At 69.5% G+C, this 13,988-nt stretch carries 12 protein-coding genes; 8 read left to right on the forward strand and 4 right to left on the reverse strand.

Features of this window, described 5'->3' with window-relative positions:
* Positions 1-1,647: an FAD-dependent monooxygenase gene (locus DIE03_RS07295; protein ID WP_124448921.1), complete on the reverse strand. Its 1,647-nt coding sequence runs from the start codon at positions 1,645-1,647 to the stop codon at positions 1-3.
* A gap of 130 nt (positions 1,648-1,777) precedes the next feature.
* Here DIE03_RS07295 and DIE03_RS07300 point away from each other — a divergent pair, with 130 nt between their 5' ends.
* A complete protein-coding gene (locus DIE03_RS07300; protein ID WP_409364414.1) occupies positions 1,778-3,616 on the forward strand; it encodes a tetratricopeptide repeat protein in 1,839 nt (612 codons plus the stop codon).
* A gap of 82 nt (positions 3,617-3,698) precedes the next feature.
* Here the strand turns inward: DIE03_RS07300 and DIE03_RS07305 are convergent, their stop codons facing one another.
* Entirely contained in the window at positions 3,699-4,994 is a 1,296-nt protein-coding gene (locus DIE03_RS07305; RefSeq protein WP_124448925.1) for an MFS transporter, read from the reverse strand.
* On the opposite strand from DIE03_RS07305, the gene DIE03_RS38170 reads away from it, so the two are divergent.
* Entirely contained in the window at positions 4,993-5,139 is a 147-nt protein-coding gene (locus tag DIE03_RS38170) for a hypothetical protein (RefSeq protein ID WP_185658122.1), read from the forward strand. The two genes, DIE03_RS07305 and DIE03_RS38170, sit on opposite strands and share 2 nt — an antisense overlap.
* Positions 5,140-5,345: 206 nt before the next feature.
* Positions 5,346-6,272 (forward strand): hypothetical protein, encoded by a 927-nt coding sequence (locus DIE03_RS07310; protein WP_185658123.1) that lies wholly within the window; start codon positions 5,346-5,348, stop codon positions 6,270-6,272.
* 90 nt (positions 6,273-6,362) lie between these two features.
* Here DIE03_RS07310 and DIE03_RS07315 read toward each other — a convergent pair whose 3' ends face one another.
* Both DIE03_RS07315 and DIE03_RS07320 read right to left on the reverse strand, forming a co-directional pair.
* Entirely contained in the window at positions 6,363-7,040 is a 678-nt protein-coding gene (locus tag DIE03_RS07315; protein ID WP_124448929.1) for a DUF2968 domain-containing protein, read from the reverse strand.
* A gap of 116 nt (positions 7,041-7,156) precedes the next feature.
* Entirely contained in the window at positions 7,157-8,347 is a 1,191-nt protein-coding gene (locus DIE03_RS07320) for a gamma-glutamyl-gamma-aminobutyrate hydrolase family protein (protein WP_124448930.1), read from the reverse strand.
* Positions 8,348-8,592: 245 nt separating this feature from the next.
* Here DIE03_RS07320 and DIE03_RS07330 point away from each other — a divergent pair, with 245 nt between their 5' ends.
* The 5 genes from DIE03_RS07330 to DIE03_RS07355 all read left to right on the forward strand — a co-directional run bounded on the left by DIE03_RS07330 (position 8,593) and on the right by DIE03_RS07355 (position 13,969).
* Entirely contained in the window at positions 8,593-9,273 is a 681-nt protein-coding gene (locus DIE03_RS07330) for a GntR family transcriptional regulator (protein WP_124448932.1), read from the forward strand.
* Positions 9,274-9,280: 7 nt separating this feature from the next.
* A complete protein-coding gene (locus DIE03_RS07335; RefSeq protein ID WP_124448934.1) occupies positions 9,281-10,657 on the forward strand; it encodes an amidase in 1,377 nt (458 codons plus the stop codon).
* A 138-nt stretch (positions 10,658-10,795) separates the two neighbouring features.
* Positions 10,796-11,308, forward strand: a complete 513-nt coding sequence (locus tag DIE03_RS07340) for a disulfide bond formation protein B (RefSeq protein WP_124448936.1) — start codon at positions 10,796-10,798, stop codon at positions 11,306-11,308.
* Positions 11,309-11,920: 612 nt separating this feature from the next.
* Entirely contained in the window at positions 11,921-12,925 is a 1,005-nt protein-coding gene (xdhC, locus tag DIE03_RS07350; protein WP_124448938.1) for a xanthine dehydrogenase accessory protein XdhC, read from the forward strand.
* 18 nt (positions 12,926-12,943) lie between these two features.
* Entirely contained in the window at positions 12,944-13,969 is a 1,026-nt protein-coding gene (locus tag DIE03_RS07355; protein WP_124448940.1) for an adenosine deaminase, read from the forward strand.
* Positions 13,970-13,988 lie beyond the last annotated feature (19 nt).

A 13,988-nucleotide genomic window follows, 5' to 3' on the forward strand; every position in this document is an offset into this window, starting at 1 on the left:
CTACGCGGCGCGCGCCGTGCCCGCGAACCAGGTTTCGCAGTGGCGTAGCAGCGCGTTCGCGTCGGTTGGCGTGCGCCCGCGCGCGGCGACATAACCGTCGGGCCGCAACAGGTAGAACGACGGCCGCGAGCGGCCGTATTCCTGCGCCAGCCCGGCGGCCCCGTTGCCTGCGGCATCGGCGACGCGCCACACGCGCACCGCCTCCGGCATGATCCGTTCGAGCCCCTGCACGATCGCCTGTGCATCGGCCGGCATCGGCGGCACCTCGCCGGTATCGGCATCCACCGGCTCCTCCAGCAACAGCAGCGTGAAGCTCGCCGGATCGTGAATATCGTAGAGCCGCGCCGTTCCCGGCGCCCGTCCGAGCGGCCCGTCGAGCACATGCACGAGCGCATCGGGCGCCCGCTCGCCTGCGCGCGGCCCGCCGTCGAGCACGCGCTCGAGCGTGAGCGGACTCTTCCGGTACTGCACGCCAAGCTCGCTGACCGTGCGCCGCACCGCGTCGCGCATCGGCCCGAACGACGCCAATAGCGGCACGACATGATCGCGCAGCAGCTTCATCGCGCCGCGCTCGGCTTCGACCATCTGCGTGACGAAACCGGTCTGCCGCAACACGTCGCGCTCGATCGGATGACGTTCCGCGTGATACGTGTCGAGCAGCCGCTCGGGTGTGCCGGCGGCAAGCACGCGCGCAAGCTTCCAGCCGAGATTGAACGCTTCCTGGATGCCGGTGTTCATGCCCTGCGCGCCGGCCGGGCTGTGGACGTGCGCGGCGTCGCCCGCGAAGAACACGCGGCCGTGACGCAACCGGTCGACCATCCGGCTGTGCAGGTGAAAATAGGACGACCACGCCAGATCGCTCGGCGAGATCGACACGCCGGCACGTTGATGCACGATCGCATCGCACTCCGCGAGCGTCGGCGGCGGCGCATCGGACGACGCGTCGCTGCCGGGCGGACGGTCGGCCACGAGCCGGTAACGGCCGCCGCCCATCGGAAACAGGCCGGCCATGCCTTCGGGCGACGTAAACAGGTGGATCTCTTCGTCCGGCCAGTCGGGTATCGCCGCGAAATCGGCAAGCAGGAACGTCTGCTCGAACGCCTGCCCGGCAAAGCCCAGGCCGAGCAGATGCCTGACCGTGCTGTGCGCGCCGTCTGCCGCGATCAGGTACGACGGCGCGAACGACTCGTCGCGGCCGTCCGCGCAGCGGATCGATACGTCGAGCGACGTGCCGCCCGCGTCGCACGCGGTCAGTACCGCGCCGCGCTCGACCGTCACGCCGAACTGCGCCAGATGCTCGGCCATCAAACGCTCGGTGACGCTCTGGTCGAGAAACAACAGATACGGATAGCGCGTTTGCAGCGGATCGAAATCGAGCCGCGCGATCACGCGGCCGTCGGCATGCAGCGCGGCTGCGTGCGCGCGATGACCGAGCGCGAGAAACGGCTCGACCGCGCGATGCTGCTCCAGCAGTTCGAGCGTGCGCGCCTGGATGCCGATCGCGCGCGAATACGGCGCGGGCGCCGCGAGGCGATCGATGATGCGCACCGGCACGCGGGCTCGCGCGAGGCTCATCGCCGCGGCAAGACCGGTCGGCCCCGCGCCGACGATCAGCACGGGCGGGATATCGGGCAAGGTGTCAGCCATGAGAACCTCGATGACACGCGATCCTGCAAGGATACGCCGCTCCGCGTGACGGGGCCATATGCCGACCGGCAAACTCGCGGCACCATCGCGCGGTGTGGGAAAATGCCGGCTTTCCGTCAGTTTTAGCGTCATGGATTCCGCATTCGACCGGGCGTACGCCGCACACCGCGCGGGCCGCCTCGCCGAGGCCGAGCACGGCTATCGCAACGCGCTCGCCTCCAACCCCGCCGACGCCGACGCGCTGCACCTGTTCGGCGTGCTGCGGCACCAGCAGGGCCAGCACGCCGAAGCGGCCGATCTCGTCGGCCGCGCGGTCGCGCTGCGTCCGGACGATGCCGCGCTGCAGCTCAATCTCGGCAACGCGCTGAAGGCGCTCGGCCGGCTCGACGAAGCGATCGACCGCTTTCGCAACGCGCTGACGCTCGCGCCCGAATTTCCGCTCGCGCACTACAACCTCGGCAACGCGTATGCGGCACTGCAGCGTCACGACGATGCGATCGATGCGTTCGGCCGCGCGCTGCGGCTCACGCCCGAAGACGCATCGATCCACAACAATCTCGGCAACGCGCTGAACGCGCTCGGTCGCCACGACGACGCGCTCGCCGCTTTCGGTCGTGCGCTCGAACTGCGCCCCGGGCATGCGGGCGCGCACAACAACCTCGCGATGGCGCTGAACGCGATGGGCCGTGCCGACGACGCGATCGTGCACTTCCAGGCCGCGATCGCCGCGCAACCGCGTTTCGTCGCCGCGCATTTCAATCTCGGCAACACGTTCGATGCGGTCGGCCGGCATGCCGAAGCGGCAGCCGCGTTCGAAGCCGCCCTCGCGCTGCACCCGCCGTTTCCGCTCGCGCTGTTCGGGCTCGCCAACGCGCTGTGCGCGCAGGCGCGCCACCGCGATGCGCTGCCCTACTACGAGCGCGCCGTCGGTCTCGATCCGTCGTTCGGCCTCGCGTGGCTGAATCTCGGCAACGCGCACCACGCGCTCCGCGCCCACGAGATGGCGCTGCGCGCATTCGACCAGGCGCTGCGCGTCGCGCCCGATCTCACGCTCGCACGCCTGCACCGCGCGGTCACGCTGCTGACGCTCGGCGATTTCACGCGCGGCCTGCCCGCGTACGAAGCGCGCCACGACACGCCGGGCGCCACGCCGCTCGGCACACTGCCGCGCTGGCAAGGCGAGCCGATTGCGGCGCGCACGCTGCTGATCCGCGCGGAACAGGGGTTCGGCGACACGCTGCAGTTCGTCCGCTTCGTGCCGCTTGCCCGCGCGCGCTGCGCGCACGTCGTGCTCGAAGTCCAGCCGGAACTCGTGGCGCTGCTGGCGCCGGCCGCATCGCGCTGGCGCGTGACGCTCGTCGCACAGGGTGCTGCCAGGCCGCCCGCGGCGGATGTCGCGTGCACGATGATGAGCCTGCCGTTCCTGCTCGGGCTGCAACCGGACGACATCGTCGGCGGCTCGCGCTACCTCGACGCGCCCGACAGCGCCCGCCGGCGCTTTCGCGGCTCGCTCGGCGGGCAGTCGAAGCGCAAGTTCGGGCTGGCATGGTCGGGGCGCCGGCAGGCGCAGGAAAACCGCTCGATGCCGTTCGACGCGCTCGCGCCGCTGCTCGCGCTGCCGGACATCGACTGGATCGTGCTGCAGCCGGCCCTCGACGACGACGAACGCGCACGCGTCGACGCGCATCCGCGCGTGCATCGTCTAGACGGCCGGCTGAACGACTTTGCCGATACGGCCGCGCTGATCGAGCGGCTCGACGGCGTCGTCACGATCGACACGGCCGTCGCGCACCTCGCGGGTGCGCTCGGCAAGCCGCTATGGGTCATGCTGCCGTTCGCGTCCGACTGGCGCTGGTTCACCGGCGACGACTGCCCGTGGTATCCGCAGGCGCGGATCGCCCGCCAGCCCGCGCCAGGCGAATGGCTCGACGTGGCGGCCAAGGTTGCCGGCAAGCTGCGCGACGCCTGAACGCAGACGAAAAAAGGGAGCGCAGTGCGCTCCCTTTTTCAATGCGATCCGCAGCCCATGCAGCGCGACGGACAGGCGCCCGTCAGGCCGCCTTGTACTGGTTGCGCGCCTCGGACGTGCGATACAGCACGAGCGTGGCGATCAGCCCGCAGATCGCGGCGACGCTCAGCCACAGCCCCGGTGCCGCCTTGTTGCCCGTCTGGTGGATCAGCAGCGTCGAGATCGCGGGCGTGAAACCGCCGATCGTCGTCGCCAGGCTGTACGCGAGCGAGAAGCCGGCCGTCCGCACGTCCGCCGGCATCACTTCGGTCAGCGCGACGACCATCGCGCCGTTGTACGACGCGTAGAGGAACGACAGCCACAGCTCGACCGCGAGCAGCCGCAGGAACGACGGATCGCCGACGAGCCACAGCACGGCCGGGTAAGCCGTCAACAGCGTCAGCACGGTGAACGCGATCAGCACCGGGCGGCGGCCGATGCGGTCGGACAGCGCACCGGACAGCGGCAGCCACACGAGGTTCGAGATGCCGACGCAGACTGTCACGACCAGCGCGTCGAGCGACGACAGGTGCAGCACTTCCTTGCCGAACGTCGGCGTATACGCAGTGATCATGTAGAACGACACCGTCGTCATGATCACCATCCCCATGCCGGCGACCACGACACCCCAGTTGTCGAGCATCGAACGCATGATCTCGCCCATCGTCGGGCGATGACGCTTCGCGAGAAATTCGTCGGTTTCCTTCAGCGAACGGCGAATCAGGAACAGGAACGGCACGATCAGGCAACCGATCAGGAACGGGATGCGCCAGCCCCATGCGCTCATCTCCTCGGCTGGCAGCGCGCGGTTCAGCAACACGCCGACGAGCGCGGCAAACACGACGGCCACCTGCTGGCTGCCCGACTGCCACGACGTATAGAACCCCTTGTGCCCCTTCGTCGCGATCTCCGACAGGTAGACCGACACGCCGCCGAGTTCGACGCCGGCCGAGAAGCCCTGCAGCAGGCGGCCGAGCAGCACCAGCACCGGCGCGAGCACGCCGATCGTCGCGTAGCCCGGTATCGCGGCCACCGCGAGCGTGCCGATCGCCATCAGCCCGAGCGTCAGGATCAGCCCCTTGCGGCGGCCGTGATGATCGATGTACGCGCCGAGCACGATTGCGCCGACCGGCCGCATCAGGAAGCCCGCGCCGAACACCGACAGCGACAGCATCAGCGACGCGAACGCGTTGCCGCTCGGGAAGTAGGTTTTCGCGATCGCCGCCGCGTAATACCCGTAGACCATGAAGTCGTACATTTCCAGGAAGTTGCCGCTGACGACCCGGAACACGGTGCGGACTTTCGATTCCTGCACGATGGCGTGTGACGCTGTGGACATGTTTTTCTCGCTCAACTCGGATGGCGCGCATGCGCGCCGCATGGACCCGGCGATGCGCGTCGCGCCTGGCCGGCGCGCGCAGGCATCGCTGCCCGCCGGCGGCGCATCGCACGACGACGCGTGCACCGGCATGGTCCGCGAATGATGCCACGCGAAGCCGACATTTGCCTTGTAGCGCCGCTGTCGTTGCCGTCGCGGTACCCGCCTAGTACGAGTCGTCCTGAATCGGGCACAAGAATCAGATTGATCCGATCGACCTGCCTTCGCCGGCTGACCACAATGTCACGATTTGCGACGACACTTCCGCGCCGCGCCGGCACGGTTGCCCGTGTCGCACGGCGCACTGCCCTCATGACCCCATCGCCCCTCGTCCCCGTCGAAGGCGCGCTCGCCCGCCCTCGCGTCGCCCCGCTCGACCACGTCCCGCCGTTCGGCCGCGAATGGAATTTTCGCGGCGCGCCCGGTGCGCGGCCCAGCAAGAACTGCCTCGCGACACTGACGACGTCCTGCATCGACGTCGACCGGCCGCACAGCGTGTGCCACTGGCAGCCGTTGCCTGTGGTGACGTCCGCACCCGCTTCGGCCGGACCGCCCGCCGTCGCGGGCTGGCGCTTCCGGCGTACTGCCGCCCCCCCGCAGGACCGCCGCGCGATGTACGCAACCTGCTGGAGCATCGGCGCACTCGGCATCATCGGCTGGCTGATCGCCGCGCATGAACCGCCCACGGGTTCCAGGTCCGCACATGAGATTCACGCGGCGAGCACCGTGCCCGATCGCGCGACCACGGTCACCGACACCGTGCGCGTCGCCACCGTTCAGCCCGGCCCATCGACGCGCGCCGCGCCGCCGCGCACGGCGGCGACACCTGTCACGAAAGCGGCCGGATCGCAGCCGGCCGCACACCGCGTCGCCGGTCGTCCGGCGCCGCTTCCGCCGCCTGCGACGTCCGGCACGCAACGCACCGCCGCGGCATCGCCGCATCGGGCCGGCAGTCGTCAGCCGGCAATGACGCCGGCCCGAACGCCGGCCGTCACGCGGCTCACCGCCCATTCGCCGCTGCGGCACACCGCAGCCACCGTCGCGGCACACGAGCGGCGCGCCCCGCCGCCGCTCGCGACGGGCACGCTCGACGATCCGCTCACGCTGATCGCGATGGCAAACGCGCTGCGCGGCGCCGAACCCGCCCGCACGACGCACGCGAGCGCCACCGGTTTCGACTGGACGTCGCAACTGTCCCACCGCCGATTGACCGACACGCCCGGCGCGTTCGCGCGCTGACGATGTCCCGACGACAACCGCCCAATAAAAAACCCGGCGAAGATCGCTTCGCCGGGTTTCGCTCGTCTCTGCCATCCTGCTGACGAATCGTTACTTGTGCGCGGGCAGCCCCGTCTCGGTCTGCTGCTCGAGTCGCCGCACCTGCTCCTGCAGATCGCGCAATTGCAACTGCGCAGCGCGCTTCTCGACCTGCAGCGCCTGTGTCTGCTCCTGCGCCGACTTCTGGCGCTGCGCGACTTCGGCTTGCTGGCTGCGCGCGACGCTCAGGTCCGCCTGCAGCTGCTGCGCACGATTCGACTGCAGCGCGATCACGCGTTCGAGAAACGCCTTCTGCGCCTGCAGCTCGGTACGGCGGAGCTCGATATCGGCAAGCTGCACGGTCTGCTGGACGAAGTTCGCGTAGACCATCTCCGCGCGGCTCTTCTCCTGCGAGCGGATCACGCGCCACAGATTCTTGTCCTGGAACAGCGCGACGTAGTACGTCATCTCGCGCGGATCGAACAGCAGGCTCGCGCCGTAGCTGCCGTTGTACGTGGTGCGCATCTCGACGATCCGTCCGTCGTGCAGCATCTGCGTCAGTTCGGCGACGTTGCCTTGCGCGGCGGCGTCCGTCGACGCGGCACCGCCGCTCAGGCTCGTCACCGCCGGACGCGTACCGGCGGCGGGTGCGGTCGCGTCGGCAGACCAGGCCGCGCTCGCTTGCGCACAGGCCGCCAGCGCAACGATCCACGTGGCACAGCGTGCAGGGGAGAAATTTCGGAAAACCAACGTCAGACTCCGGCGAACGAATCGAGAGTCGCGATTATCGTCCAAAACGAAACGGCCGCATCTCGAATTTATCGGGATGCGGCCGGCCTTCGTGCGACGCGGAAAAACGCGGTTTGCTACAGGCGCGTTTCACGCGCCGCGCGCAGGAACGCATCGAGCAGCGGCGTGCAGTCGAGCAGTTCCGAGCCGCCCGCGCGGTGGAACTCCGGGTGCCATTGCACGCCGACGACGAACGGCGAGCGACGGTGGCGAATGCCCTCGATGATTCCGTCGCCAGCCGATACGGCCTCGATGTTCAGGTCGCGGCCGAGATCGCGAATCGCCTGGTGATGGATCGAGTTGACGATCGCTTCGCTGCGCCCTGGGAACATGCTCGCCAGCGTCGACGAATCCGGGAAGCGGATCGCGTGACGATGCTGGTCATAGTGCTCGCTCACGTGCGCATGCGCGGTCGGCACATCGGTCGCGATGTCCTGGTACAGCGAGCCGCCGAACGCGACGTTGATCAACTGGCAGCCGCGACACACGCCGAGCACGGGTTTGCCGGACTCGACGAATTCATGCAGCAGCTCGAGTTCGTACATGTCGCGCACGCGATCGCCCGGCCATTCGGGGCGCACATCCGAGGCCGCGTAGGTTTGCGGAGACACATCGGCTCCGCCCTGCAGCAGCAGGCCGTCGAGATGCTTCGCGTAGTCGCGCAGGCGGATGTTGCTCGGATGGATCATGCCCTGGTGGCCGACGGTCGGAATCATGAACACGAGCACGTCGCGCGACATCACCCAGTGGGCGATCGATTCCTCGAGATACTGCAGCGTCTTGCCGCGCAGCCCTTTCGCGCCGGGTTCCGGATGGAAGATCCGCGCCGACACGCCGATGCGCAGCGTGCGTTGCGTGATGCGCTGGCCGGCGCGGTCGAACAGCCGGCGCGCCCGCGCCGCGACGATCCGGCCGAACACCGACCATGGCGTGTCGCTCTGCTTCAGGTAGGCCGGCGGTGCGTTCTGCGCGCTTGCGGGCGGCGGCCGCGGCGTATCGAAATCGGGCTGCGCGCCGAAACCGGGCGGCGGCGCACCGGGCTTCGGCGGCGCGGCGACGCCATCGACCGCGGCTGCAGCCGCCGCGCCGGGCGCACCGGGCTCGGACGCGGCCGTGACCGGCGACGCGCCGTCGGCGGCGACGTTCTGCGCGGCGGCGGCTTGCGCAGCCGGCGCATCGGGCGCTTTCGCCGGATCGGGACGGAGGGAATCGGAAGAAGCGGAAGAGGTGCCGGGCAGACCGGCCGGGGAAGGCGTGTTTTCGCTCATGACGATGGTCTGGTACGTCGCTCACGCGTATGGGTAGACGAGGATTCATTATGCTTCAGTGCACGATCGCGCGGCAAACCTGCAACATCCTGTCGCCATTGTTGCAAGTCGATGCAAGCATCGTCGGTGTCCCGCCGCCCGCTCTGGACACCAGTGATATATCACAATAATATCCACGCATCGTCCACGTTCCCGATCGCCCGCGCCATGATCGTGCCCCGTCCGGCCGCCGCGCCGCACCTCGCATGAGTACCCTGACCGACGTCACCCGCGACCGGCCCGCTGCGCCGGCGGCCAGCCTCGCCGACCGCGCCTACGCGCTGATCCAGCGCGACATCATCACGATGCGCCTGAAGCCCGGTGCCGCGCTCAACGAAGCCGACCTCGTCGCGCGCACGGGGATCGGCCGCACGCCGGTGCATCAGGCCGTGCATCGGCTCGTGCTCGAAGGACTGCTGTCCGTGATGCCGCGCAAGGGCTTGATGGTGCAGCCGCTGTCGCTCGACGACATCGTCGCGGTGATCGACGTGCGGCGCATTAACGAAGCGCACTGCGCGGAACTCGCCGCGCGCCATGCGACGCCGGACGATCTCGCGCGCATGGCCGCGCTGCTCGACGACGGACAGGCCTGCGTCGACACCCACGACGTCGAGGGGATGATGGAACTCGACCGCGCGTTTCACCAGGCGATCGCCGCGGCCGCACGCAACGCAGTCCTCGCCGAAATCCTGCGCGCGCTGCACGAGCGCTCGCTGCGCTTCTGGTTCGTCACGCTGTCCGAACCGCACCACCTCGCCGACGTCCAGCACGAGCATCGCGAGCTGTTCGAGCGGCTGTCCGCGCGCGACGCCGCCGGTGCGCGCGCGGCCGTCGAAAGCCATATCGATTCGTTCCGCTCCGCGCTTCTCCAACATCTTCGCCCCTGAGCCGCCCATGACCACTTTCACGCCGTTCCCCCCGCTCGCCCAGCTCGCCGCCGACCTCGCGGCCGGCCGCACCACGAGCCGCGCACTCGTCGACACCGCACTCGACCGAATCGCCGATCCGTCGGGCCAGGGCGCCGTCGTCTTCACCGAAGTCGACGCCGACAACGCGCGCGCGGCCGCCGACGCGCACGACCGGCTGCGCGCCGCGGGCACCGTGCTGTCGCCGCTCGCGGGCATCCCGGTATCGGTGAAGGACCTGTTCGACGTCGCGGGCCAGGTGACGCGCGCGGGGTCGCGCGTGCTCGACGGCGCGCCGCCCGCGCGCACCGATGCGGTCGCCGTCGCGCGGCTCAAGCGGGCGGGCGCGGTGCTGGTCGGCCGCACCAACATGAGCGAGTTCGCATTCTCGGGGCTCGGACTGAATCCGCACTTCGGCAATCCGCGCTCGCCGTACCATCGCGACGTGCCGGGCGACGCGCGGATTTCCGGCGGTTCGTCGTCGGGGGCGGCCGCGTCCGTCGCCGACGGGATGGCCGCCGTCGCGCTCGGCACCGATACCGGCGGCTCGATCCGCATTCCGGCCGCGCTGTGCGGGCTGACGGGCTTCAAGCCGACCGCGAGCCGGATCCCGACGCAAGGCGGCGTGCCGCTGTCGACGACGCTCGACTCGTTCGGCCCGATCGGCCTGACGGTCGCGTGCTGCGCGCTCGTCGACCGGATGCTCGCGGGCCTCGAGCCGCACGTGCCGGCCGCCCGGCCGCTCGAAGGCGTGCGGCTCGGCGTGCTGACGAACTACGTGACGGACGGCATCGACGCCGACGTCGCGGCCGCGCTCGACACCGCGCTCAAGCATCTCGAAGCCGCCGGCGCGATCGTCACCGAAGTGCGCTTCCCTGCGCTCGACCGGCTGCCTGAGATCAACCGCTTCGGCTTCTCGCCGATCGAGGCGTATGCATGGCACCGCCCGCTGCTCGCCCGGCATCGCGACCAGTACGACCCGCGCGTGCTGACGCGGATCCTGAAGGGCGAACCCGCGAGCGCGGCCGACTATCTCGACCTGCTCGCCGCGCGCGCCGCGATGCTCGACGAAGCCGCGCACACGGTCTGGGCGCGCTTCGATGCGCTCGTCGCGCCGACGGTGCCGGTCGTGCCGCCGCGCATCGCCGACCTCGAAACGGACGACGACGCGTTCACGCGCACCAATGCGCTGATCCTGCGCAACCCGAGCGCGTTCAACTTCCTCGACGCGTGCGGCCTGTCGCTGCCGTGCCATCCGCGCGACGCGGCGCCGGTCGGCCTGATGCTCGCGGCGGCACCGCATCGCGACGACGCACTGCTCGCGATCGGCCAGGCGGTCGAAGCCGTGCTGAACACGATCCGCTGACCGCGCCGGCCGATCGCCGGCGGGCAGTGCGCGCAGTGCGGCAGGGTGCCGCACGCGCGCTGTCAGTTTCGTGCCAGACCGTTCGCGCTAAAATCGCGCGATTGTTTTCCGGACCGACCGACGAGGAACCCCGCCGACATGAACGACTACACGCTTGCTTTACGCCGTGAACGCCGCCTGCTGATGCTGCTCGGATGGGCATGCATCGCCCTGCTGGCCGGCGCGCTGTACCTGCAGTACGTGAAGAACGAAGATCCGTGCCCGCTGTGCATCATCCAGCGCTACTTCTTCTGCGCGATCGGGATCTTCGCGTTCCTCGCGGCCGGGATCCGCAACTGGCGCGGCGTCTGGGTACTCGAGCTGCTGATCGCGATCGCGGCGGCCGGCGGCGTCGGCACGGCCGCGCGACACCTGTCGATCCAGATGAATCCGGGCTTCAGCTGCGGCTTCGACACGCTGCAGCCCATCGTCGACAGCCTGCCGCCCGCGCAGTGGTTCCCCGGCATGTTCAAGGTCGCCGGGCTGTGCGAGACCGTCTACCCGCCGATCTTCGGCATCCTGCTGCCCGGCTGGGCGCTGATCGGCTTCGCCGTGATCCTGGTCGCGGTCGCCGCGAGCCTCTGGCGACATCGCCGCAAGCTCGCGGGCTGACCGGCCGGCCGCCTTGCCGGCCACCGGCAAGTGCGGCTCGATCGATCGGGCCGCACGCCGAGGTCTCCATCCGGCGCTTTCGCCGCCCCAATCCGGCCGGCCGCGTGTAAACACCTACTCCGCCGCCGCCCCGATCGCCGGGCGAACACGCGTCGCGCGAGCGTCGCGCCCACGCCCCGCCACGCACGCGTTTCGGCCCGATGTGCATGCATCGGTCCCCCGATCCCGCGCGGCGGGCCTATGATCGACATGATCGCCGCCTGATAGCCCGGATCACCGCCCGGCCATGTTCGCGCCGCGTGGCGGTGCTATCTTCGGGACTGGATGGCGATCTACGTGCGCGAGGCCAGGCGGTCTCACCGCTCCCTGCGTAACGCGCGCCCGATCCGCAATGTCGACTGGATTCATCATGACAACGCAAACCATCCGCATCCGTCACGCTCATGGCGTCCGCGTGTCCGGCGGCGCCGTTCGCGCGCGTCGTCGGCGCGCTGCCGCCGCACTGCATCAGCCGTGCGGCCGGCCTGCCCTGCTCCCGTCCGTCGTCGCCATCGCCACGCCCGCCGGCCCGCGCCGCGTGTCGTGCCGCGTCGTTCCGCACGGGGTGTGCTGATGGAAGCCTGGCTCGGCGATCTGCAGCAACTGCTCGCGCACGGCGAAGCGGCCGTGCTCGTGACGGTCGCGCATACCGACGGCTCCGCGCCGCGCGAAGCCGGCACCAAGATGCTCGTCACGCGCGACACGGCCCGCCATACGATCGGCGGCGGTCATCTGGAATGGAAGGCGATCGAGATCGCGCGGCATCTGCTGAAGGACGGCGCGCACGTGCCGCACGCACGCCGGCTCGAGCGGCTTGCGCTCGGCCCGAGCCTCGGCCAGTGCTGCGGCGGCGCCGTGGTGCTCGCGTTCGAGCGGCTCGACGTCGGCGATCTCGGCTGGATCATGTCACTCGCGAAGCGCGTCGCGGCCGGCGCCGCGACCGTGCGTAGCGTATCATTCGGCCCCTCGCCGGGCGCGCCGCTGTTGAGCGAGCCCGAATCGGAAGCCGCGCGCGCCGACTGCCTGCTGTGGGAAACCGGCGGCGTGTCGCTGATGACCGAAACGATCGCGCCGTATGCGTTCCCCGTCGTGCTGTTCGGTGCCGGGCACATCGGCACCGCGCTCGTGAAGGTGCTGGCGACGCTGCCATGCCAGGTGCGCTGGATCGACGGGCCCGATGCGGTGTTCCCGCCGGCCGACGCGCTCGCCGGCATCGGCAACCTCTCGATCGATGCGGCCGCTGCCCCGGCCGATGCGGTCGACGCAGCGCCGTCGCAATCCTACTTCGTCGTGATGACGCACGACCACGCACTCGATTTCGTGCTGGCCGAGCGCATCCTGCGGCGCGGCGACTATGCGTACTTCGGGATGACCGGCTCGCACGCGAAACGCGCGCAGTTCGATCATCGCCTCGCGGCGATCGGCATCGACCCGGCCCAGGTCGCGCGGATGCGCTGCCCGATCGGTGTCGAAGGCATCATTGACAAGGCGCCCGAAGTGATCGCGATCTCGGTGGCTGCGCAATTGCTGCAGGCCGTCGAGGCGAATGCGTCCGCGCAGGCTTCCCCTACCTACTGACCGACCAAGAACGACGCCATGACCCCGACATTCAAGGACAAGATTGCCCGCGCACCGAAAGCGGAGTTGCACATCCACATCGAAGGCTCGCTCGAGCCCGAACTGATTTTCGCGCTCGCGCAGCGCAACGGCGTGAAGCTCGCGTACGACTCGATCGACGCGCTGCGCGCCGCATACGCGTTCACCGACCTGCAGTCGTTCCTCGACATCTATTACGCCGGCGCGAGCGTGTTGCTGACCGAGCAGGATTTCTACGACATGACGGCCGCGTACTGCGAACGAGCGCTCGCCGACAACGTCGTCCACACCGAGCTGTTCTTCGATCCGCAGACGCACACCGAGCGCGGCGTGCCGATCGAGACGGTCGTCGCGGGCATCGAGCGCGCACTCGCCGATGCCGAACAGCGCGGGCTGTCGAGCAAGCTGATCCTGTGCTTCCTGCGCCACCTGTCCGAAGAAGACGCGCTCGCGACGTTCGAAGCCGCGTTGCCGCTGTTCGAACGCTATCGTCACCGGCTGATCGGCGTGGGCCTCGACTCGTCCGAACTCGGCCATCCGCCGACCAAGTTCGCGCGCGTGTTCGAGAAGGCGCGCGCACTCGGGCTGAAGCTCGTCGCGCACGCGGGCGAGGAAGGCCCGCCCGCCTACATCTACGAAGCGCTCGACGTGCTGAAGGTCGACCGGATCGACCACGGCGTGCGCAGCATCGAGGATTCGGCACTCGTCGAACGCCTCGCGAAAACGCGCACCGCGCTGACCGTCTGCCCGCTGTCGAACCTGAAGCTGTGCGTGTTCGACGACATGGCGAAGCACACGCTGAAGGCGCTGCTCGATCGCGGCGTCGCGGTGACGATCAACTCCGACGATCCGGCCTATTTCGGCGGCTACGTCAACGAAAACTACTTCGCGACGGCCGAAGGGCTGCAACTCACGGATGCCGAAGTCCATGCGGTGATCCGCAACGGCTTCGAGGCGTCGTTCATCGAACCGGCGCAGCGCGACGCACTGTACGCGCGCCTCGACGCTTACTGGCAGGCCGCGTGACGGCCCGCATCGAGGAGCG

It is taken from the genome of Burkholderia sp. Bp8992, from assembly GCF_003853705.1.
GTDB lineage: Bacteria > Pseudomonadota > Gammaproteobacteria > Burkholderiales > Burkholderiaceae > Burkholderia.

Coding starts and splice junctions, on each gene's coding strand:
- DIE03_RS07340 (WP_124448936.1), top strand. CDS start 10,796: ATGAACGACTACACGCTTGCTTTACGCCGTGAACGCCGCCTGCTGATG.
- DIE03_RS38170 (WP_185658122.1), top strand. CDS start 4,993: ATGTTTTTCTCGCTCAACTCGGATGGCGCGCATGCGCGCCGCATGGAC.
- DIE03_RS07305 (WP_124448925.1), bottom strand. CDS start 4,994: ATGTCCACAGCGTCACACGCCATCGTGCAGGAATCGAAAGTCCGCACC.
- DIE03_RS07335 (WP_124448934.1), top strand. CDS start 9,281: ATGACCACTTTCACGCCGTTCCCCCCGCTCGCCCAGCTCGCCGCCGAC.
- DIE03_RS07355 (WP_124448940.1), top strand. CDS start 12,944: ATGACCCCGACATTCAAGGACAAGATTGCCCGCGCACCGAAAGCGGAG.
- DIE03_RS07295 (WP_124448921.1), bottom strand. CDS start 1,647: ATGGCTGACACCTTGCCCGATATCCCGCCCGTGCTGATCGTCGGCGCG.
- xdhC (WP_124448938.1), top strand. CDS start 11,921: ATGGAAGCCTGGCTCGGCGATCTGCAGCAACTGCTCGCGCACGGCGAA.
- DIE03_RS07300 (WP_409364414.1), top strand. CDS start 1,778: ATGGATTCCGCATTCGACCGGGCGTACGCCGCACACCGCGCGGGCCGC.
- DIE03_RS07310 (WP_185658123.1), top strand. CDS start 5,346: ATGACCCCATCGCCCCTCGTCCCCGTCGAAGGCGCGCTCGCCCGCCCT.
- DIE03_RS07320 (WP_124448930.1), bottom strand. CDS start 8,347: ATGAGCGAAAACACGCCTTCCCCGGCCGGTCTGCCCGGCACCTCTTCC.
- DIE03_RS07330 (WP_124448932.1), top strand. CDS start 8,593: ATGAGTACCCTGACCGACGTCACCCGCGACCGGCCCGCTGCGCCGGCG.